20 protein-coding genes are annotated in these 20,507 nt (G+C 54.3%); 13 read left to right on the forward strand and 7 right to left on the reverse strand.

The window, feature by feature from the left end; all coding sequences use genetic code 11:
- Positions 1-423: 423 nt before the first annotated feature.
- Positions 424-975 (reverse strand): pyruvate kinase alpha/beta domain-containing protein, encoded by a 552-nt coding sequence (locus G491_RS0111420; RefSeq protein ID WP_015947660.1) that lies wholly within the window; start codon positions 973-975, stop codon positions 424-426.
- A 140-nt stretch (positions 976-1,115) separates the two neighbouring features.
- Between G491_RS0111420 and G491_RS0111425 the strand changes: the two genes are divergently transcribed.
- The 13 genes from G491_RS0111425 (at position 1,116) to G491_RS30450 (ending at position 13,422) form a co-directional block, all read left to right on the forward strand.
- A complete protein-coding gene (locus G491_RS0111425; RefSeq protein WP_028314703.1) occupies positions 1,116-2,306 on the forward strand; it encodes a DNA polymerase IV in 1,191 nt (396 codons plus the stop codon).
- 6 nt (positions 2,307-2,312) lie between these two features.
- Positions 2,313-3,245, forward strand: a complete 933-nt coding sequence (prmA, locus tag G491_RS30440) for a 50S ribosomal protein L11 methyltransferase (RefSeq protein WP_051327192.1) — start codon at positions 2,313-2,315, stop codon at positions 3,243-3,245.
- 132 nt (positions 3,246-3,377) lie between these two features.
- The gene (locus G491_RS0111435; RefSeq protein WP_015947663.1) at positions 3,378-3,920 is read left to right on the forward strand and encodes a nitroreductase family protein; all 543 of its coding nucleotides are present in this window, start codon (positions 3,378-3,380) and stop codon (positions 3,918-3,920) included.
- Positions 3,921-4,009: 89 nt separating this feature from the next.
- Entirely contained in the window at positions 4,010-5,116 is a 1,107-nt protein-coding gene (locus tag G491_RS0111440) for an HD domain-containing phosphohydrolase (RefSeq protein WP_015947664.1), read from the forward strand.
- A 207-nt stretch (positions 5,117-5,323) separates the two neighbouring features.
- Positions 5,324-6,784: a sensor histidine kinase gene (locus tag G491_RS33780; RefSeq protein WP_051327193.1), complete on the forward strand. Its 1,461-nt coding sequence runs from the start codon at positions 5,324-5,326 to the stop codon at positions 6,782-6,784.
- A gap of 54 nt (positions 6,785-6,838) precedes the next feature.
- Positions 6,839-7,228, forward strand: coding sequence for a response regulator (locus G491_RS0111450; protein ID WP_028314704.1), 390 nt, complete (start codon positions 6,839-6,841; stop codon positions 7,226-7,228).
- Between the two features lie 113 nt (positions 7,229-7,341).
- Positions 7,342-7,791, forward strand: coding sequence for an SRPBCC domain-containing protein (locus G491_RS0111455; protein ID WP_028314705.1), 450 nt, complete (start codon positions 7,342-7,344; stop codon positions 7,789-7,791).
- A 187-nt stretch (positions 7,792-7,978) separates the two neighbouring features.
- The gene (locus G491_RS0111460; RefSeq protein WP_028314706.1) at positions 7,979-8,626 is read left to right on the forward strand and encodes a hypothetical protein; all 648 of its coding nucleotides are present in this window, start codon (positions 7,979-7,981) and stop codon (positions 8,624-8,626) included.
- Positions 8,627-8,645: 19 nt separating this feature from the next.
- On the forward strand, positions 8,646-9,044 hold the full coding sequence (locus G491_RS0111465) for a PDZ domain-containing protein (protein WP_015947669.1): 399 nt from the start codon (positions 8,646-8,648) through the stop codon (positions 9,042-9,044).
- Between the two features lie 4 nt (positions 9,045-9,048).
- Positions 9,049-9,690 carry a cyclase family protein gene (locus G491_RS0111470; RefSeq protein ID WP_028314707.1) on the forward strand — a complete coding sequence of 214 codons (642 nt, stop codon included), beginning with the start codon at positions 9,049-9,051 and terminating at the stop codon, positions 9,688-9,690.
- A 365-nt stretch (positions 9,691-10,055) separates the two neighbouring features.
- Positions 10,056-11,924, forward strand: coding sequence for a tetratricopeptide repeat protein (locus G491_RS0111475; RefSeq protein ID WP_028314708.1), 1,869 nt, complete (start codon positions 10,056-10,058; stop codon positions 11,922-11,924).
- A gap of 16 nt (positions 11,925-11,940) precedes the next feature.
- Entirely contained in the window at positions 11,941-12,720 is a 780-nt protein-coding gene (locus G491_RS0111480) for an EcsC family protein (RefSeq protein ID WP_028314709.1), read from the forward strand.
- 27 nt (positions 12,721-12,747) lie between these two features.
- Complete coding sequence (locus G491_RS30450; protein ID WP_084511486.1) at positions 12,748-13,422, forward strand: nucleoside 2-deoxyribosyltransferase; 675 nt, start codon at positions 12,748-12,750, stop codon at positions 13,420-13,422.
- Between the two features lie 348 nt (positions 13,423-13,770).
- Here the strand turns inward: G491_RS30450 and G491_RS0111490 are convergent, their stop codons facing one another.
- The 6 genes from G491_RS0111490 to G491_RS33785 all read right to left on the reverse strand — a co-directional run bounded on the left by G491_RS0111490 (position 13,771) and on the right by G491_RS33785 (position 20,141).
- On the reverse strand, positions 13,771-14,481 hold the full coding sequence (locus G491_RS0111490; RefSeq protein WP_028314710.1) for an ABC transporter ATP-binding protein: 711 nt from the start codon (positions 14,479-14,481) through the stop codon (positions 13,771-13,773).
- A complete protein-coding gene (locus G491_RS0111495; RefSeq protein ID WP_028314711.1) occupies positions 14,475-15,227 on the reverse strand; it encodes an ABC transporter ATP-binding protein in 753 nt (250 codons plus the stop codon). The genes G491_RS0111490 and G491_RS0111495 overlap by 7 nt, the downstream gene beginning before the upstream one ends.
- Positions 15,224-16,201, reverse strand: a complete 978-nt coding sequence (locus tag G491_RS30455) for a branched-chain amino acid ABC transporter permease (protein ID WP_051327195.1) — start codon at positions 16,199-16,201, stop codon at positions 15,224-15,226. The genes G491_RS0111495 and G491_RS30455 overlap by 4 nt, the downstream gene beginning before the upstream one ends.
- A 7-nt stretch (positions 16,202-16,208) precedes the next feature.
- Positions 16,209-17,060, reverse strand: coding sequence for a branched-chain amino acid ABC transporter permease (locus G491_RS0111505; RefSeq protein WP_035218581.1), 852 nt, complete (start codon positions 17,058-17,060; stop codon positions 16,209-16,211).
- Between the two features lie 133 nt (positions 17,061-17,193).
- Positions 17,194-18,411 carry an ABC transporter substrate-binding protein gene (locus G491_RS0111510; protein WP_028314713.1) on the reverse strand — a complete coding sequence of 406 codons (1,218 nt, stop codon included), beginning with the start codon at positions 18,409-18,411 and terminating at the stop codon, positions 17,194-17,196.
- A gap of 92 nt (positions 18,412-18,503) precedes the next feature.
- Positions 18,504-20,141, reverse strand: a complete 1,638-nt coding sequence (locus G491_RS33785; protein WP_051327196.1) for a uroporphyrinogen decarboxylase family protein — start codon at positions 20,139-20,141, stop codon at positions 18,504-18,506.
- Positions 20,142-20,507: the final 366 nt, after the last annotated feature.

Below are 20,507 nucleotides of genomic sequence, written 5' to 3' on the forward strand. Positions count from 1 at the left end.
CACGGCGGATAAGGCGAATAAAATGAATATGGCTAATACGGTCAAATACATCCTCCATTTATGTTTTCTTCGGTCCCCTTTTTTTTAAGGTGCGGAGACCTCGCAACTACGGGGCGCGGAAACCGCGCAACTACAGGCAGGGCAAGCCCTGCGGCTACAATACGCGAGGAGACCTCGCTGCTGCACCCGGGAAGACCCCGTAACTACAAGCGCGGGAACCGCGCAACTACGAAAAATGGTTTCGACTTGCTTTTTACGGCCGTCGACAACTCCGGCTTTGAAATAGTGAATAGGCCACACTAAATGTGCTTGCGCACCCTGGCAGGATACTGCTCTGCCAAGGCCACTCAACGAAAAAATGCGGGGAGACCCCGCAACTACAAACCAGGGCAGGCGCGGAGGCCTGCCCTATGAATCACCCGATTAGAATTCCCGGGGTTTGCAGATGATCTCGCGGATTTTCATATCAAAGACATGGGACTGGCCCGCCGGTTTGATCACCAGGGCCGAGTCCGCGCCGCGCCCCGAGCCTCCCACGGCAATGATGTCCGCGCCCGTGAGCGCGCCGCCGTCGGTCGCCATGATGCTTACTTCCACGGCCACCTTGGGGCCCTGGCCGAAGAGCTTGAGGGTGTCGGCCATAATCAGCACGGGGCACAGGCCTCCGCCGTACTTGTTCAGAAGGGAGCGCTCCACGCCGGACAGGGCGTGGGTGGCGGAAATCACCCGGACGCCTTTGCTTTCCAGGTCCTGCTTGATTTCCTCTTTCATCACGGACACAAAGGGGGTGGTGAACCCACAGTGGTAGGTGACCGCCGTGATCTTCATGCCCTTGCAGATTTCCAGGGCTGCGTAGGCGGTGTCGCCCTTGCTGGAGGCCAGGACGATTTCGTTGACGCCCAATTCCTGGGCGCGCTTATAAGCTGCTTCCAGAGTCGCTTTTGTGTTTTCTTTTCCGGGTGCGTTGAAATACATGATATAAACCTCCTTGCATTGACTTTGGGGTGCAACATCTTTTCAAGGACTATTTTAAAACCCTGTTTTTGTCAAAGCAATTGACCTTGCCTTCCAAAAGATTAATATTGTTGGGAGAATTCAAGGTTGGGGAGACCTTCATGACGGAAAACCTGATTATCCACGTAGACATGGACGCGTTTTACGCCTCCGTGGAGCTCTTGGATAACCCGGAATTAAGGGGCCAATGCGTGATTGTGGGAGGAGCGAGCAATCGCGGCGTGGTATGCTCCGCCTCCTACGAGGCCAGAAAACTTGGCGTGCGTTCGGCCATGCCCATTGTCACGGCCAGGAAGCTCTGCCCAAAGGGCGTTTTTCTGCCGGTGAGGAGAGCCCGCTACCAGGAGATATCCCGCAAGGTTTTTGAAATCTTCCATCAATACACACCGCTTGTGGAGCCTATTTCCCTGGACGAGGCGTTCATGGACGTCACCTCCTCCACCCGTCTTTTCGGGTCCGGGGAGGAAATCGCCGCCAATATCCGCAGGCAGATAGAATCATCCCTGGGCATCACAGCTTCCGCAGGAATCGCCAAAAACAAGCTGGTCGCCAAGATCGCCTCGGACCTGTGCAAGCCCAACGGCCTGTTGGTCGTGCCTGCGGATAAAACCCAGGATTTTTTGGATCCCCTGCCCATATCCCGGTTGTGGGGCGTGGGGCCTGCTTCCCGAGACAAATTACGCAGTCTGGGCGTGAAGACGATTCACGACGTCAGAAAACTGACCCAGGAAATGCTTTCCGCCAATTTCGGCAGGAACGGCGAAGTCATATACGCCTTCGCCCGAGGCATGGACGACCGCCCCGTGGAACCGCCGGGCGCGGCCAAGTCCATCGGACGGGAGATCACCTTTGACCATAACGTCTACACTCTGGAAGAGGCCTACAAGTGGATGCTCTTCCTTTCCGAAAGAGTGGCAAGGCGCATGCGCAAGGAGGAAGCCACAGGGCGGACTGTCAACATCAAGGTAAAATACGCCGACTTTGTCCAGGTCACCCGGTCTGTCACCCTGGAATCTCCTACTGACGATCCGGGAGAGATTTACACACACGCCAAAAAACTGCTACAAAAGACCCTGGTCGGCAGCAAAGCGGTCCGTCTTCTCGGCGTGACCTTGTCCCAACTGGTAACGCCCGGTCAGGCCTGGCAGCCCGGCTTATTTGACGATCCCACGGCATCGGAGAGAAAAAGGAAGCTGAACCAGGCCCTGGACGGCATATGGGACCGGTTCGGCTCCGGGACCGTGGAGCCGGCGGCCCTGGTTACCGACGTCGCCAAACACAATCTCAGGTAATATTCTATGCAATGGATGGAAATAAAAATCGTATTTGAAGCCGCTGAGCCGGAACTGGCCCAGGAAATGGTCTCCTATCTGGTCATGGAGCACGGCGCGGAAGGCCTGGAAATGACGACGCCCGGCGAGACCGGCATGGTCCAGGACGGTTCGGGATCCAGCGTTCCGGACAGCAAGGAGCACAGCGTCACGGCTTTTTTGCCTTTGGACGATTTGTTCGAAGGGCGCAAAGCGGACTTGACCCGGGCCCTGGACGACCTCAAGGGGTCGGTCCTGACGGATTATTCCGTCCACTTTTCGAAGCAGGACGACCAGCCCTGGGAAACCGCGTGGAAGGCCCATTTTCATCCCATTGAAATCGGCGAATCCTTGGTTATCAAGCCCAGTTGGGAGGATTACGAAAACCCGGAAAAGCGCATGCTCATTGAGCTGGATCCTGGCATGGCCTTTGGTACGGGAACCCATCCGACCACGGCCGTGTGTTTGGAAATGATCGAAACGGAATGCCTCAAAAAGGCGCCGGAACGGTTTCTGGACGTGGGTACGGGATCGGGCATTCTCATGATCGGGGCATACAAGCTGGGCGCCCGCAAGGTTTTCGGCTGCGACAACGACATGGACGCCCTGGAGGCGGCCGCCAAGAACCTCAAATGCAACCAGGTTCACGAAGGTGATTTCGGGTTATGGCTGGGGGATCTTCTGGCGGGAATTGTGGAAGGCGCCTTTGACATGGTTGCGGCCAATATCACGGCGGAAGCCAACGTAATGCTTATTCCCGGGCTCCCCCGGATTATGGCGCCGGGCTCGATTTTTATTGCTTCGGGAATCATGGCGGAGAAAAAGGATCTGGTGCTGGAAGCACTGGACGCTTGCCGTTTTTCCGTTGAAAGGGTACAAGAGACGGGCGGTTGGGTCGGCATTGCAGCACGGATGCCTTGACAAATCGCCCATCTCCATTTTTATTGATAATAGGTGTCGGAACCAAATATAGCTGTTGTTCCGGGCCTCAAACTCAGACTGCGCAATCCTTAAAACCGTTTTTTTGAGGTTTGTGAACACGGGGGTGTATTTATGTCCGAAATGCTGAAGCTCATCAAGGAAAGAAGAAGCGTACGTCGGTATCTGGACAAGGAAGTGGATGAAGCCATGCTGCAGCAGGTGCTGGAGTCTGTGCAATGGTCTCCTTCCTGGGCCAACACGCAGGTTTGGGAAATTGTGGTGGTCAAGAATCCTGAGATCAAGGAAAAGCTGGCGGCCACCTTGGGCAAGGGCAATCCCGCAGCCAAGGCCATGGTGGAAGCGCCCCTGGTTCTGGTGGTTTGCGGCAAGAAAAACGCCTCCGGTTTTTACAAGGATCAGGTCACGACCAAGTTCGGAGACTGGATGCTGTTCGACCTGGGCATTGCGACCCAAAGCCTTTGCCTGACGGCCAGAAGCCTGGGCCTGGGTACGGTGGTTGTGGGTCTGTTCGACCAGGACGCTGCGGGCAAGGTCGTGAATCTGCCCGACGGCATGGAGCTGGTGGCCATGGTTCCCATGGGGCATATCGCCAAGGATTCCGGCGCTCCCAAGCGCAAGGAAATCAGCGATTTCGTCCATCAGGACACCTTTTAATCAGTAAACAGCGGAGGAAGCTCTGCGGGTATGCGTTTTTGCCGTCCGGAACTGTCCGATCATAGGTTGAAGCCAAGGGAGAATAGAGCATGCCGATAAAACCCAGGGTATTGGCCGTCGACGACGAGGAGAGAAACCTCCGTCTCATGGAAGCCATGCTTTTGCCTATGGGCTATGAGTTTTTCAAAGCGCACAGCGGTGAAGAAGCGTTGGATATTGTTCGGGAAACGCCTCCCGACGTGGTCTTATTGGATATTATGATGCCCGGCGTCAACGGCTTTGAGGTGGCTCGCCGCCTCAAAGCCAACGAAGACACCCGCATCATCCCCATCATCATGGTCACCGCCCTTAAAGAGGTGGACGACCGGGTAAAAGCCCTGGACGCGGGCGCAGACGATTTTCTCACCAAGCCCGTGGACAAGCTGGAATTGAAAGCCCGGGTAGCCAATTCCCTGAAAATCAAAGCCTATAACGACCATATGCGGTCGTACCAAAAGGACCTGGAAACCGAGATCGCCAAGCGGACCAGAGAGCTGGAACTGGCCTACGAAAGGGTCAAGGACGCGTCTCTGGACACCATCCACCGCCTCAGCCGGGCTGCTGAATACAAGGACGAGCACACCGGCGACCACATTCAGCGCATGAGCCAGTACAGCGTGGCCATTGCCAAGGAAATCGGCCTGGGTCAGAAAATCCTGGAATCCATCCTGTACGCGGCGCCCATGCACGACATAGGCAAGATAGGCATTCCGGACCGGATTCTTTTAAAGCCCCGGCGCCTGGAGCCGGAAGAATGGGAAATCATGAAGCGCCACACGGTTATCGGCGCTCAAATCCTTCAGGGCTCGGACGTGGGATTTATCAAACTGGCGGAAGTCATTGCCATGACGCACCATGAAAGATGGGACGGCGCCGGCTATCCCAACGGGTTGTGCGAAAGGCAGATCCCCCTTGTGGGCAGAATCAGCGCCGTGGCGGACGTCTTTGACGCCCTGACCTCTCGGAGGCCCTATAAGGAGCCCATATCCGTGGAGGACTCCTTCGCTATTATCGCCGAAGGCAGAAGCCTGCGGTTCGATCCGGTGGTTGTGGACGCTTTCTTTTCCGCCAAGCCGGAAATTCTGGCCATCAAACGCAAGCATCCGGACACGAGCCCGAGCAAGCTGGTGGAGATGGCTGAACTGCCTTACACTTAGTTTTTTTGATTATTGTGAAATAGGTCATATTGTAGCAGTAACGCATTTCACAGATTATTTTCAGAACTGTGTTAATATAAGGGTGATTCATTTCACAAATATCGATCCGAGCCACCTGACGACGCGGATTTTCCCGGCGGACTAAAGAGTTCGGCAACCCTGCTTTATGCATATAATGGCGGGCAATCATCTTTTTGTATTGGTGTAATGGGAACAGATCCTGAAAAAACTGCCAACAATTCCGGCCATGCCGACGGGCTTTCCAGAGCGGGAAGAGGAAGGACCGCCGGGCAGTTAGCCAGGAATCTTGGGCTTCAGCATACCTGCGAAATCCTGCGGATTACGGATGTGGACGCCATTGTTCGGGAAGGGTTGAAAGGCATCCTGGAGAAATACGCTTCGATCGCCTCTCGGGGCGGGAGCTTGTTTTTGCTGGACGCCAAGGAACAGGTTTTAAATCTGTCCGTGCGAACCGGGATGGATGACAATCCTCCCCCCTGCGGCGACCAGGTGAAGGTGGGGACGTGTTTGTGCGGTCTGGCTTTTCAAACCGGCAAGCCAGGCGCCTATGCCTTTGGCCTGGACGATTCAGACCACCTGGACGCCCAGGGTAGGATGTCCGATCACGGAGATCTTTCCATTCCTCTGGCAGCCAAGGAATTTGGCGCACTGGGCGTTTTACATTTGAGAACGGAAAAAGGCGCTTCCATCCCCCAGGAGGTTATGGACTCCCTGGAAAAGGATTGCCAAAAGCTGGCTGACGCCGTATTCAGCGCCCAGGCGGTGGGCAAGCTGACCGTTCACTACAAAAAACTGCAGGAACGGGAAGAGGAGCAAAGCCAGCGCGTGCATCGGCTTCGCCTGGCCCTGGAGCACGCCAAGCGGGCCAAAAGCGATTTTCTTTCCAGCGTGAGCCACGAGTTGCGCACGCCCTTAAACGCCATTTTGGGTTTTTCCCAGGTATTGCAGGAAGAGTATTTCGGCGGCCTGAATACCAAGCAAAAGCAGTATGTCAACGATATTTTGGAATCGGGCAAGCACCTTTTGGATTTGATCAACGACATTCTGGACCTTTCCAGGGTGGAGTCCGGGGAAATGAAGCTGGAGGTGGAGCCTCTGCTGATTTCCTTTATTCTGGAGAGCAGTTTGCATCTCATCAGGGAAAAAGCGTTCAAACACGGTATAGAGATCACTGTGGACGTTTCGGACGAAATAAGGGAAATGGCCATACTGGCGGACCACACCAAATTAAAACAGATCCTTTTCAATCTGTTATCCAATGCCGCAAAATTCACCCCGGACAACGGCGCCATCTGCGTGGGCGCCAGGGTGATTCATGATCCTGTGGACGGGAGGGGAGGTTCCCAGGATCTGGACGATAATCCAGGATGGATTGAAGTGTTTGTGCGGGATTCGGGAATAGGCATAGAAGGAGACGACAAGAAGCGGGTATTTGACGATTTTTACCAGGTCAGTGCAGGCCTTTCCGGCAAGACGCCGGGTACAGGCTTGGGTCTTCCCCTGGCGAAGCGTTTGGTAGAGTTGCACGGGGGAAGAATTTGGGTGGAAAGTGAAGGCAGACATCAAGGGAGCTGCTTTGTGTTCACGCTTCCCATAGGCATTTGCCCATGGGCTGGCGGGGAAGAAGCGCAGTCTGCCGCCGGATAGAAGCAATTTGCAGGATTCGCCTTAATCCGCAGCTTGACCGGGGGATGGAAGAGTATGGAAAAAAAAGTGTTGGTCGTGGAGGATTCCGAGACAAATAGAGTCCTTCTTCATGATCTTTTGGAAAAGGTTTGTTATTGCTCCGTGTCCGTGGCCGTCAACGGCAAACAGGGCCTGGAAATGGCCCAGGCGGACCTGCCGGACCTCATCCTCATGGATTTGGGCCTTCCGGTTCTGGACGGCATGGAGGCGACGAAAATCCTGAAGTCGGACGCCAAAACAGGGAGCATTCCCATCATTGCATTGACCGGATTCGTCTCCAATGAAGATGAAGAGCGAATGATGGATGCCGGGTTTGACGGTTTTTTACCCAAGCCCTTTGACGTGCGCAAACTGCTGGACAAGGTGTGCCTGTATCTGACCGCCAGAGAAAATCTTCAGTTTTAAGGCTGCATGATCCCTTTTAAGCGCTATCGGAACCATAGCATTTTCACCCACAGCCGACGCCCTCTAAAGCTCTCCCTGACCTGATTTTTCCACTGCATTAAGGAGGGGCCGTCATGCGAAAAATCCATACGCAAATTGTTATTAACGCTTCTGCAGAGCTTGTATGGTCCATACTGACGGATTTAGCCGGGTATGGGGAATGGAATCCGTTTATTCTGGAGTCTGCAGGGCGTCCCGCCCTTGGCGCCAGGTTGACCTGCCGTCCCAGGATGCCCGGGACAAACCGCATTTTGACGTTTCATCCCAAGGTCACCCGCTGCGCTCCTCAAAAAATATTCGCCTGGAAAGGCGGCGTTTTGTTTCCCGGCCTGGCTGACGGAGAGCATATTTTTGAAATCCATCAGCAACCCGATGGAGGCGTTTTGCATGTGCACAGGCAGGCGTTTTCCGGCCTGCTGTCGCCGTTTATACCCAAGAACGTACTGGAACGCACAAAGACGGGGTTTGAAATGATGAACGAAGCCTTAAAGGCCAGGGCTGAAAAGAAAGCAGGCGGCGGTTAACTGTTGTTTTTCTTGCCCTCCAAGGGATGGAGGGGTATTATTGCATCATGACGAATACAGGTTGCGACCGATATCAAACTGCCGCCCGCTAAGCATTTGGGTTAATAATTTTTTTAAGGCGTGGTTTGATCATTACTTCCGGTTGCGTGAATTTTCCATTTTTTTCTATCCTCGGGATCAGTTTTAAATGAATTCCATAGAAAACGAGCATCTCAGACAAAATCTGGAAGACTTTGAGCGAATTAAAAAGGAGCTTGGAAAAATCCCGGCGCCCCAGAGCGAGCTTATCGCCCAAACGTTCCATAAAGCAAACGTGCAGGATATTGAATATTCGGATAAAAACTACGAGACCCTGAAAAGCATTCAGGCTTACGAGACTCGAAAGCAGGAATACTTTACCAAATGGCTTAAAAACCAACAAAAGAAGCATGCCGCTTCGGAAGAGGAATTCCAGCACGGGGCGCCTGCCGAAGAAGAAACCGACGAGGAGACTTCCTTCTTCCTGATTTTGACGGTGGACCTGACCGGGGCCAGGCCGTGGGCCTTCGCCAAGCTGGAAAAAGCCCTTAACCGCCTGGGTTTCGAAAAACCGTCCGCACAAGACGAACGAAAACAAAAAAGGCTGAAATTTCCCGGCTTCAGCGTATCCGCCAACATATACTCCGCCCAGGTGATTGTGGAAGATGAAATGGACATGGAGCCGGAAAGGGACCGGATCAACGAGGAAATCAAGGCATTGATGGACAGAGAGCGTGAAAAAGGCTCCATGGAAGAATACCGATACATCCTGTTCGTCTCCAAGCAATGGTCCTGGCAAGAGGAAGGGACATCATGATGACCGGAAAGGAAAGCATATGAGAACAAAGGCTTTCTATATACCGTTCTTTACGGTGTTGGCGATTATCGTCCTATTGGGGCTCCCGGCCGTAACCGGCTGCTCCCAGGACCAGAAGTTCGGGGGAATGGGCCTTAATGTCGGCCAGTTGTTCGACCCCAACGTGTTCAATCACAGAGGCCCCCTGGTCGTTCTGGACGTGCTGGAAGGCATGCCCGCCAAGCGGGTGGGCGTGGAAAAAGGGGACGTCATCACCCATATCAATAACGAAGCCACCGAAGGCATTGAGTTTGACAAGCTGATCCAGGAGAAAATGCGCGGGCCTGTCGGAGAATCCGTCACCTTGACGGTCAAAAGAGCTTCCATGGAGGAAAAACTGATTTTCACCATGACCAGGGTGGCCGTCTCCGGGAATTGATTTTATGCAAGTGATTGACCTGTCCCATCCCATGACACCGGAAATGCCTGTTTTTCCCGGCGACCCCAGCCCGGAAATCAGGGTCGTCGCCAGCTTGGAAAATGAAGGCTATGTGGAGCGCCTTTTGACCCTGTCCTCCCACACGGGCACGCATGTGGACGCTCCCGCTCATATTTCGCCCCATGGAAAAACCTTAGACGCCCTGCCCCCGGAGGCCTTTTGCGGCCAGGGAGAGGTTGTGGACTGCCGGCCCCTCGGTTCCAAGCCTATCAGCCTGGGTTTTCTCAAACAATCGGGGTGCATGAGCAGGCCCGTGGATTTTATTCTGCTATACACGGGCTGGGACGCTTTTTGGGGCGGGGAAAAGTATTTTTCCGGATTTCCCGTTTTAACGCCTGAGGCCGCCGAGTGGCTTATCCAGGCGCCCATCAAAGGCGTGGGCGTGGACGCTCTATCCATGGACCCCATTGATTCCGAAAATCTGCCGGTGCACAATATCCTGCTGGGACAAAGCGTGCTGATTATCGAAAACCTGGCCAACCTGGGAAAATTGCCGGCCAGGGATTTTTTCTTCAGTTGCCTTCCCCTTCCTATCGAACAGGGCGACGGCTCGCCCGTCAGGGCCGCAGCCATAATCGGCCTTTAACGCATAGCCTTGCAAATCGCGCTTCACCTTTTTGAAAACATGTTTTCGCTTCTTGAATAAAGCAAATCCCCTTTAAACCTCCTGGCGCCTTGCAAACCAGGGTCATTCTATATTATCATACTCTTGCTGGGACGCTGGAAAAGCGGGAATGCATGCCGTTATTCCCGGCGCTTCCCCAAGCATGTAGGACGCCACTTCAATTGGAATATGAAAGACGGCTCGCTGATGAGGGCGGCGGGTCCGGCGGACGAGTCAGTCGTCCCCTTTAAGTCGATTCATGTTCCTCCTTGTCTGAAAAGGCTGTTTTAAAAAGCGGAGTTTTATAAAAGGCAGCTTTTTACGTCTGCTAAACGGAGGTCGGCTGTATGCCTCATTCACGCTCAAAATCCATTCCCCTGAAAAAGTTCCTCCTATGCGCTCTTTTTTGCATTCTATTCCCCGCCTTAGCCGGCGCCGCCGCTTTTGAACTGCAAAGCAAGCCGGAAGAATTCGGCATGTATATTTTAAGGGATGGGACCTACATCCCGTTGGAGCAGACCCGGATTCAGTACTCCCGAACCTGGTACCCCATCACCTTCACCAACTCGCGCATGGCGGTCTGCCATCTTTCCGAACTGGATGAAGAGGCGCCCATATCCGCGAAAATGGAAAAGGACGACGTCCTGGTCATTTATTTTCCGGGCGCCGGGGGCCACCGGTGGTTTTTCGCCTCCATATTTTATTTTTCCGAATACAGCTTCAGAGGCCGGGCTTCGTACAGAATCAACCGGCGGCCCGAAGGCTGGTACGCAGGCTTCATAACCATGGGCACTTCGGAGGAAGTGGCGGCCCTCATGGGGGAGAGCACTGCGGACAACTACCATTTTGAAGGCGGAAATATTAAGGACGATGAAATTTTATATAAAGAGGATGATCTTATAGCTGCCAGGATTTCCCCGGACAAAACCATTCCAGCGTCCAAATACGTGATCACAGCCTTGGATTACACCTTCACCGAGCAATCCCGGGGCCGGGAAATTCAGGAGCAATTGCCCCAGAGCGGATATCTGCTGGAATTCCCCTATATTGAAAAGACGCCCGACTTCTCCGCCAGGAGGGATAGAATCCGGCGGGCCAATGACGAAAGAAGCAAGCTCTACATCGTCACCCGCAAGTATTTTGACCTGGCGCCCGACGAAGTGCTGCATACCGGAATATTCATCGATAAAAGCTGCAAGGTCTATTTCAGCTCCCAGGAGGATTTCCGCATTGTCACCGCCGCCGACGAATGGCTGGAAAAGGCCTATTGGCCCAAGGGATTCACCTTCGCCCGGGATTACGTCCGGGTGCGGGACTTGAATATGAAGGCCCACCGGGTGGAAAACCGGGGCTTTTCCCTGTTGTACGAAAAAACCGAAGCCGGGACCGAAGTGCGGCTCATGGGCATGAAAAGCGGCTCTCGGGTGGGGGTTTCCTACAGCCCCATGTTCGCTTACGACACGGAGTACGAAAAGCACGTGGAAGCAGGCTGGGAAGCCTATCGCAACGACAAGTTCGCCAGGGCGGAGGAGGAGTTCAACGCGGCCCTGGAGGTATTGCCCGACTATCCAAAGGCATTGGCCGCCCTGACCTATTTGTACGCCAATGCAAAGGACTCCGCAGTGAAGGATCCTAAGAAGAGCCTGAAAATTGCGGAAAAAGTCCTTAAATTCCGGCCTTGCTATCCTTATGTGTGGGACGCAGCCAGCGCCGCCTACTATGAAAACGGAGACCTGGACAAAGCCCTGGAATGCCAGGATAACGCCTACGGCAAATACAGCAGCCCGCCAAAGTCTTATATCGAAAAAACCGCGGAATACCGCGCCTTGCGCGCCCAGTTTCAGGACGCCAAAACGCTTTACCGCCAGGAACGGTATGTTGAGGCCATTAAAATCCTGCAAGAGACTCTGGAAAAAATGCCTCAATATGTGGACGCCCTGGATTTGTTCGCCAGAATTCTGTCCACCGCCAAAGACCCCAAGTTCATTAGTCCGGCCATGGCCATAAAATACGCGGAAGTCGCCTACGCCCTGGCCCCGGAAAAGCCGTCCGTCCTGGACACCGTGGCGGAATGCCTTTATGCTTCAGGGGACCTGAAGGGCGCCCTGCAATTTGCGCAAAAAGCCCGTTACTACGACTTGAGCGCCCCTTATTATCAAAGGCAGGTTGAACGTTTTTCCCTGCTTTTGGACAGAGCCCGAAACAATCAGCAATAGGAAGGAAGGCGGCCTTATGGGCCTTAACGAAAAGGAACTGAAAGAGCTTAAAGAAGCCAAACGCCTGCTGGAAAATCCCGGCCTGGCGGTCAAGTTGACCAACGCCCTTGGCGCTCCCATCGAGCAAGGCTTTAATATGCTGCCGAAAAAAATGGGGGGCGCGGTGAAAATCGCCACCAAGACGGCTTTGGAAAAAGCCGTGGGCGCCGCGGTCATGACCATGAATCAGGATTCACAGCCCAAGGCGTCCAATTTTTTTCATAAAGCGGCCGCAGCCGCCTCCGGAGCCGCCGGCGGCGCATTCGGCCTGGCCGCCCTATCCATAGAGCTGCCCATTTCCACGGTCATCATGTTTCGCTCCATCATGGATATCGCCCGGGAAAACGGCGAAAATATTAGGTCTCCCTCCACTCTGGCGGCCGGCCTGGAGGTTTTCGCCTTGGGAGGCCCCAACAAAGACGACGACGCCGGGGAAACCGGATATTACGCCGTGCGGACGGCTTTGTCCCGGACCGTGGGGGAGGCGGTGGAATATCTTGCCAGAAAGGGGGCTGTGGACGGGACCGCTCCGGCCTTGGTGCGTCTTATTTCAACCATAGCCTCCCGGTTCGGCATAGTCGTCTCCGAAAAAGCCGCCGCCTCGGCCATTCCCATCATTGGCGCCGCGGGCGGAAGCCTGGTTAATACGCTTTTCATGGACCATTTCCAATGCATGGCCAAGGGGCATTTCACGGTCAGGCGCCTGGAACGAACGCACGGCAAAGAGGAGATTAAGCGCCTTTACGACCAATTATAGCAACGATGATAATTCAGAAAGGTTGGCATGAAGCATTCAAAAAAGAGGGTGTACTGCTCCGGGCCGTTGTTCTGCCCCGAAGAGCAGTGGGGGATGAAAGCGATTGCAGACGTTTTGGAAAAGGCGGGATACGACACCTTCCTGCCCCAACGGGACGGCCTGGAAAAATACGTCATGGGCCTGGCCAACGATCCCAGGGTGACCAACAAAATGTTCCGGCGCATCAATAAATTCGTAAACCGGGCCATATTCTCCGTGGACGTGTATCAAATCATTGAAGGCTGCGATTACCTGGTTTTTAATATGAACGGCAGAACCCCGGACGAAGGCGGCGTGGTGGAAACCGGCATAGCCTTCGCCGTGCAAAAGCCCCTGGTCATCTATAAAAAGGATTACCGCACCAAGTTCAACGGCAGCGACAACTCCATGCTCACGGGCCTGACCTATACCTTTTCCACCGTAGGGCAAATGGAGCGAATCCCCGCGGAACTGGAAAAGGTCGCCGCCAGCCTGGAATCCTTGGGGCCCAATCCTTATTCGGGAAACGGAGTCCCGCCCCATATGCAAAAGGTGCTGTCCTTCGGCAAAAAGGTCTGGAAATTCTTGGGCGTGGTCAACTTCTTTGAGGCGGACGATGAAAAACGCCTGGATCTTCTGGACCAAATCGCCGCCATGAGCAAGGAAGCGCCTGGGTTTGCGTGATTTTCATGGCTGCGCCCCTTGTTTTTGGGTGGCCCAGGCAAGGCTTTTTTTGCCTGGGTTGCTTTAGCAACAAAAGGTGCGGCCTGGAGTGCTTGAAGGAATTAGGCAAGGCTGGCGGGCGGATGGTCCTCATCGAGATCTCGTTCCCATGCTGTGAGTGGGAATGCATATGGAACTATTCGAAATCTATATGTTTAAATAGCAGAGATATTATCCCGACTCCTTTGGCTTCCATCGCTGCATGGTTTGAAATACGAGTGCTTCGCACCCCGGCAGGATACTGCTCTGCCGGGGCTACCCATCCTCATCGGCGGTCCAGGCAAAGCGCCATGCCGCCTCGCCCGGCAGTTACATCTTCATCCACTGCTCCGGGTCGTCAAAGCCTGCTTGGAATTCTTTAACGGCGCCGTGTTTCAGGATTCTGCCTTTTTCCATAAAATACACGTTCAAATCTTCCCCCAGGCTCATGGCCATGGAATAATTCTGCTCCACCAATAGAATGGTCACGCCGTCCTGCCTGAGCCTGCGCAGGATGCCGGCCGTCTCGTCCACCAGAATCGGCATCAATCCTTCCGTAGGTTCATCCACCAGCATCAATTGGGGCTTGGACACCAGACCGCGGGCTATGGCAAGCATCTGCTGCTCGCCGCCCGAAAGGCTGCCGGCTTGCTGCCCCAGTCTTTCCTTGAGTCTGGGAAAATAGTCAAAAACCCGTTCAAGGCTTTCATGGCGATTCAATTTTTTCTTATGGGCCAGCATGCCCATTTCCAGGTTTTCCAGGACCGAAAGATTGCTGAAAACCTGCCTGTCCTCGGGAATATAGCATATGCCCTGCCGGGCGATTTTGCAGGGGGACGAGCCTGTAATCGGACGATCTTGGAAGATTATGCGGCCGGAACAGGGAGGCTCCAACCCCATAATGCTTTTCAGCAAAGTGCTTTTGCCGGCGCCGTTCCTGCCAAGAAGCAGCACGGTTTCCCCGGGCGCCACGCGCAGCGAGACATCCTGCACCGCCGGGCTTTTTCCGTAACAGACCTGAACCTTGTCGACTATCAGCACGCCGCCCTCCCCTTTCCAAGGTAGATCCTTTGCACGTCGGAATTTTGTCGGATTTCCCGGGGCTCGCCTTCCGCAAAAATCCGTCCTTCGTTCATGACCAGCACCCTGTCCGAAACTTCCATAACCACGTCCATGTCGTGCTCCACCAGGATCACGGAGAGGCTAAATTCATGGGCGAGGCGTTTTATAAGCCTTGCTGCCTGGCGGGTTTCCGTGGGACTCATGCCCGCGGTCGGCTCGTCCAGGAGCAACACCTTTGGCTGGGTCGCCAAAGCCAACCCCAAGTCCAAATAGCGCCTTTCCCCGTGGGACAGGGCTTCCGCCGGGCTGTCTGCGGCGTTTTCAAGGCCGACTTGCTTTAATACGGTTTTTGCCTGCGTGAGCGTTTTTTGAGCAAAGCCTTTTCCGGTCCAAAGTAAACGCCATGAGCCTGGAGGCTGGGCGGCGATGCTTAAATTCTGCAACACCGACAATGAAGGGAAAAACTGGGAGGTCTGGTACGTCTTGACGATCCCCTTGCGGACAATGCGCTCCTGGGGCAGGCTTGTAATCTCTTCGCCCTGAAAAAGAATGCGTCCCCCGTCCGGGGATTCGGCCCCTGCTATCAGGTTGAACAGGGTGGTTTTACCGGCCCCGTTCGGGCCGATGATGGACTTGAATTCTCCCACGGCCAAGGAAAAATCCACCTGATCCACGGCCGTAAGTCCGCCGAATTTCTTGGTCAGTTTTTCCGCCTGGATAATCATGCTTGCCGCTCCGGGATCGTCGGCGTCATGCGGTGCTGAAAGCGCTCCTTGATCGACCCTGCAACGCCCTGAGGAAAAAGCAGAATCAGCGCCATAAAAAGGGTCCCCGAAAACAGCTCCCAGCGCTCCGTAAAATTACCGGTTACATCCTGCAGGCACAGAAAGACGAGGACTCCCACGATAGGCCCGGAAAAACTTTGCATGCCTCCCAAAATGGTCATCATCATGATCGAGCCGGAGGTGAACCAGTGCAAGGTGGATAAGGGGACATAGCCCAGGTACACGGTTAACAGCCCTCCGGCCAGGCCGCAAAAAAGGCCGGAAATCGCCATGGACATTATTTTTAAGGCGTGTGAAGGAAAGCCTAAAGACTTGACCCGGGCTTCGTTTTCCCGAACGGCGGGAAGCAGCCGGCCCATGGGCGAGTTCAACACTTGGCGCATGGCGAACAAAGCCAATGCAAAAAAAAGCAATGTGAACCAATACGCGGACCAAGGCCGGCTTAAGTCCATGGTTACAGGGAACTCAATGGCCAGCTTTGGGATGAACTTCAGGCCGTCCTCACCGCCTGTCAGGCCTTTAAGGGGCGAAAGGGCCAGAAAATACAGCATTTGGGAAAACGCCAGGGAGATCATGGCAAAATAGACGCCCTGCCTTTTCACCGCCAGGGCGGCCAGAGCCAGAGCAGCCAAGCCAGCCGCAACCGTTCCCAGTAGGAGGGCGGGGAACACGCCCAACTCCAGATACCGCAAGGCCATTCCGGTGATATAGCATCCCAGGCCGAAATAGGCTGCGTGTCCAAAGGAAAGAATGCCGGTATGGCCCAAGGCGAGATTGAAGCCCATGGCGAAGATAGCGTAAATGAGGATTTCCGTAGCCAGGGGAGTGGATAAAACCAGGGGCATGGGCGCCAGAACCAGCAGGATCGCCCACACGTTTTTCATGCTATATGGATTTTCCAGTTTGTCTTCCATAACCCGCTCAATGTCTCCCGGCTTCTCCGAAAAGCCCCCGCGGCCTTACCAGGAGCACAATAAACATGACTATAAAGATGGCCACCTTGGAGTATTGACCGGCGAACAGCGAAACAAAGCTGACCACCTGACCGATAATCAGCCCGCCCGTCACGGCTCCCGCCAGGCTGCCCAAGCCTCCCAGCACCACCACGACAAAGCTCTCCACGGTAATTTCCACGCCCATGTCCGGGCTGGCGGAAACCATGGGCGCCGCCACCGCGCCTCCCAATGCAGCCAGGCCGACGCCGATGCTGAATCCCACGGTCCAGATTCCGGACACGTCAATTCCCAGCGCCTCAACCATCCGGCTGTTCAAGGTCGCCGCCCTCATAACCATGCCCAGGTCGCTTTTTTTCAGGAAAAGCCAAAGGCTTGTCATGACCACGGCCGTGAGGACGATGATAAACAATCGGTACTTGGGGAAGGGGATGTTTCCCAGCAAAATAAAGCCGCTCAGCGCCTCGGGATAATCCACGGTTTTTCCGATCAAACCGAATACGACCTTCATCAGGTCGGGGACGGCGACTGAAAATCCAAAGGTTAAGAGCAAGGGGTATAGTTGGTGCTTTTCGTACAAGGGGCGCAATAAAAACACTTCGGCCAGGGCCCCGATCAACCCGGTGATGATCGCCGCACTGGCCAGGCCTATCCAAAAGCTGCCTGTCAGGGATATGACCAAAAAAACGGCGTAGGCGCCCAGCATGTAAAAAACGCCGTGAGCGAAGTTTACAACGTCCAGAAGCCCGTAGACGATGGTCAACCCGGCCGCCAGCAGGATGTAGATGGCGCCCAGGGCCAGGCCTAAAAGGACGTGCATGATGATGAGGTTCAGGTCGATATCCAGAATACGCGCCTCGCAATCGATGCTAAAAGGAAAGGCGGCTCTTTCGGCAAAGCCGCCTTTCCATGATTAAAACCTTTTCTTATATGGAAAAACTCCCCTGCCGCCGCTACTTGGTGGGAATGGGAACCTTTCCGTAAGGCAGATTGTTTTTGTTGTTTTCACAGGATTGCAGGGTTTCCTCAGAGGGAACTTCCTGCACAACTTCAAAAACGTCCCAATCCTTGGACTGGTCGCCGCGGCCTCTTAACACCAGAATGGATTGCTGGCGCGCGTGGTCGCAAGCCCGGAACTGTTCGCTCCCCTTGGGCGTTTGAATGGTCATGCTGGTCAGTGTGTCGATAAGCGCATCCACGTTGTCAGCAGCCCCGGTTTTGGCAATGGCCTGCCAGACGGCTTTGGTTCCCACATAGGCGGCCTCGGCGTCCCCGGAAGGAGGCGCGCCGTATTTGGCCGTAAAAGCCTCCACGAATTGTTTGTTTTCCTCGCTGGCAGCCTTCATGTTCCAGTAATAGGTTGCGCCGCCGTAAACGTTGTTATCATAGGCCTTGCCGCATTCTTTGGCGATGTGCAAATGGGTCTTGCTGATGACGATTTTCATCTTTTTGGTCAGGCCCAGTTGGGAAAACTGTTTGATGGCGGCTATCTGGTCGGCCCCGTAGTTGTTCAGGACCAGGATGTCCGGGCTTTCCGCCAATATGCGGGGAATGTAGCTGGAAAAGTCCCGCGTTCCCAGCGGATGATAGATATTGCCCTTGAACTCCCCGCCAAGCTGGTCGCTGTTGTACATCCAACTGGCCATCATGTCGTGGAAGCCGCGATAGTCGGCGGACAAAGACATCCAGGTTTTGCCCAGATTCTTGAAAGCGTAAGTCGCCAGGGCGTCGGGGTTTTGGTAGGGAATCACCGCGGAAGTAAAGCCTTTGCCGCAAAACTCCTTGCCCACAGGCAGGCTGTTGTAGCAATAAGACATATACAAGAGATTGTTTTTACAGGCATATTCATTAATAACCAGAGAAATGGCGCCGGACAGGTTCCCGCCGATGACGGTGAGATGCTCCTCCTCCACCATTTCCTTGACCCGGCGAAGGGCGATGTCCGCCTTAAGCTGCGAATCCTTGACGATCAAATCGGCCTGGCCCCCCAAAACGCCTCCGGCCTGATTGACTTGCTCGGTGGCCAGCATGGCGCCGTTTTTCATGTCCTGCGCCATGGCGGCGTAAGGCCCTGAAAGGGGCAGAACAATCCCGAATTTCGCCCCCTCGGCCATGGCCGCGCAAGGAATCGATATGCAAATCAAAGCAATTAAAGCCAACCTTCTTATCATTTGAAGCCTCCTCTTCATGAATCAATAAAAACAAGATATTGCGCCCCCCTGCAATTGCTTGGTTACGCTCCCTTAAACTGCCTTTCGGGCCTTTAAGACGGCTGCGGCCCGCTCTTTTTTGGACGAAGCAGCCCTTTTGCGAGCCCCACCGCCCTGACTGCGTCCGGGGCGTATCCGTCCGCTCCCAGCAATTGAGCCGCGCTTTCATTTAAGGCGGCGCCTCCCACAATCACTTGAGCGTCGATTTTTCCCTTTTGACGCAATTCGTTTATAATTTTGCCCATTTCCTCTTTGGATTTTGTTGTGAACGCAGAAAGGCCAATCAATTTAGGCCGATGCTCGCTGTAAGATTCTAAAAACGCCTCGGCGCTCACATCCACGCCCAGATCAACCACCTGATAGCCGTATATTTCAAAAAAGATGCGAACCAGATTTTTGCCGATTTCATGAATATCCCCCTTGACCGTGCCAAGGATGACATCCGTTTTTTCGGCGCCCCCGTTGTGCAGCCTGTCCTCCAAAAGGCGGAAGCCCTCGTAAAAGGCGTCCACCATCAGCAAGAGGGAAGGCAAGAAGCACTTTTTGGCCTCGTATAGGGCGCTCCCCTTGCGAACAGCCCTTGTGAGGCCGCTGGTGACTATGACCAAAGGCTCTACGCCCCGCTCAAGGGCTGACTTCACGCCGTTTACGGCCTCCTCGGCCTTGGCGGAAAAAACATGCGCGCTGATCGCCGATAATTGGGGAACGGCCGGTTCAAGCTCGCTGAAACGGCGCCTGCCCGTCTCCACAAAATGGCGCACATTTTCAAGGGAAGCGGAAAAAGGCACGGCGCAGCCCGTACTCAAGACGAAGTTCTTCTTCAGGGCCATCATGGAAACAAGATCCGCGGTCTCGGAGGCAATGTCCTCCAAAGAGCCCCTTTCCACGATGCCTACAGGGTCGATGTTTCCAATAATGGAGACGTCATCCGGGATCTGGTCCTCAAAGGCCAGAAGATCCATGCAATTGTCAAAGCTGACCCCGCCGACTCCGGTCTTGACCATTTGGTCCACGACCTGGCCGGTGTCTCCGCATATGTGAAGAATGGTTGGAAGGGCGTTGAAAGGATCAAAAAGCCGTTGCAGAAAATCCCCTGCGTACTCCCAGAATTGATCCGGCGGAATCAGGGCGGATAAAGGATCTGCGACGGAAACGACATTGGCGCCCGCGTCCAACAGGAATTGCGTATAATTCCCGGCGAGTTCCAAGGCCTGTTCCAAAAGATCCATGACCGCGGCCCTGTCGTCAATGAGCATCCGAAGCAGGGCTTCCTCGCCCACTACCTGGCCGGCTACGGTGAACGGCCCAAATACGGGCGCCGCTATAAACTTGCCGGAAAACTCCTGTTGCATCCGGGACACAACCCGGGCGTTTATCTGCATCCGGACGACATGGCCCGGTTTTGGAACTTCAATGGACCTGGCCGGAGACTTCACCGCCGGCATTCCGCCATTGGAAAAAGCAATTTCAGCCCCCATCGCCTCCGCTTGAATGACAATGTCGCTGAAATAAAACAGGACGTCGGCGTCCAGGTTTTGGTAATACCGTTTCAGCGCCTCGAATTTAAGGTCTGCATCCCACAGGATTTCCTGAATTCCCGCTTCGACGGTCCGGACGGAAGGAAGGGCGTTGATAGGATAAACAAGCCGGCGGGGAAAACCAGCCTCTCCATTTATAAATAAACGAGCCATGGACTAATCAATCAGTGTGTGTGGCGCCTGCCGTTTGAATGCGGGTCTATCCCTTCAGGCTATAAAACGCGGCATGTTTTTTAAGACCCGTCTATTTGGACTAGTGGGATTATTGCCATTCCCGCCATAAGTCAAACTGATTTCATCGATAGAATCCATCTTAAGAATTTAAATTTTCTATACAACCGCTGACAAGTGAACGTCCTGGTTGGACCGCCTCCGCCTGGGCCTTCTGCCGCCGGCGGGGGTGCGCAACCTGCCGGAAATACAAAACCTGGGCCTCAAATTTCCGGGCTCGCCTTTAGGGTGGAAATGAGATAGGAAAACGTGTATACAAAAAGCATCTGTTAATGAATATCCCCGTGA

The sequence above is a fragment of the Desulfatibacillum aliphaticivorans DSM 15576 genome, from assembly GCF_000429905.1.
Classification (GTDB): domain Bacteria; phylum Desulfobacterota; class Desulfobacteria; order Desulfobacterales; family Desulfatibacillaceae; genus Desulfatibacillum; species Desulfatibacillum aliphaticivorans.

Coding starts and splice junctions, on each gene's coding strand:
- G491_RS0111420 (WP_015947660.1), bottom strand. CDS start 975: ATGTATTTCAACGCACCCGGAAAAGAAAACACAAAAGCGACTCTGGAA.
- G491_RS0111425 (WP_028314703.1), top strand. CDS start 1,116: ATGACGGAAAACCTGATTATCCACGTAGACATGGACGCGTTTTACGCC.
- prmA (WP_051327192.1), top strand. CDS start 2,313: ATGCAATGGATGGAAATAAAAATCGTATTTGAAGCCGCTGAGCCGGAA.
- G491_RS0111435 (WP_015947663.1), top strand. CDS start 3,378: ATGTCCGAAATGCTGAAGCTCATCAAGGAAAGAAGAAGCGTACGTCGG.
- G491_RS0111440 (WP_015947664.1), top strand. CDS start 4,010: ATGCCGATAAAACCCAGGGTATTGGCCGTCGACGACGAGGAGAGAAAC.
- G491_RS33780 (WP_051327193.1), top strand. CDS start 5,324: ATGGGAACAGATCCTGAAAAAACTGCCAACAATTCCGGCCATGCCGAC.
- G491_RS0111450 (WP_028314704.1), top strand. CDS start 6,839: ATGGAAAAAAAAGTGTTGGTCGTGGAGGATTCCGAGACAAATAGAGTC.
- G491_RS0111455 (WP_028314705.1), top strand. CDS start 7,342: ATGCGAAAAATCCATACGCAAATTGTTATTAACGCTTCTGCAGAGCTT.
- G491_RS0111460 (WP_028314706.1), top strand. CDS start 7,979: ATGAATTCCATAGAAAACGAGCATCTCAGACAAAATCTGGAAGACTTT.
- G491_RS0111465 (WP_015947669.1), top strand. CDS start 8,646: ATGAGAACAAAGGCTTTCTATATACCGTTCTTTACGGTGTTGGCGATT.
- G491_RS0111470 (WP_028314707.1), top strand. CDS start 9,049: ATGCAAGTGATTGACCTGTCCCATCCCATGACACCGGAAATGCCTGTT.
- G491_RS0111475 (WP_028314708.1), top strand. CDS start 10,056: ATGCCTCATTCACGCTCAAAATCCATTCCCCTGAAAAAGTTCCTCCTA.
- G491_RS0111480 (WP_028314709.1), top strand. CDS start 11,941: ATGGGCCTTAACGAAAAGGAACTGAAAGAGCTTAAAGAAGCCAAACGC.
- G491_RS30450 (WP_084511486.1), top strand. CDS start 12,748: ATGAAGCATTCAAAAAAGAGGGTGTACTGCTCCGGGCCGTTGTTCTGC.
- G491_RS0111495 (WP_028314711.1), bottom strand. CDS start 15,227: ATGATTATCCAGGCGGAAAAACTGACCAAGAAATTCGGCGGACTTACG.
- G491_RS30455 (WP_051327195.1), bottom strand. CDS start 16,201: ATGGAAGACAAACTGGAAAATCCATATAGCATGAAAAACGTGTGGGCG.
- G491_RS0111505 (WP_035218581.1), bottom strand. CDS start 17,060: ATGCACGTCCTTTTAGGCCTGGCCCTGGGCGCCATCTACATCCTGCTG.
- G491_RS0111510 (WP_028314713.1), bottom strand. CDS start 18,411: ATGATAAGAAGGTTGGCTTTAATTGCTTTGATTTGCATATCGATTCCT.
- G491_RS33785 (WP_051327196.1), bottom strand. CDS start 20,141: ATGGCTCGTTTATTTATAAATGGAGAGGCTGGTTTTCCCCGCCGGCTT.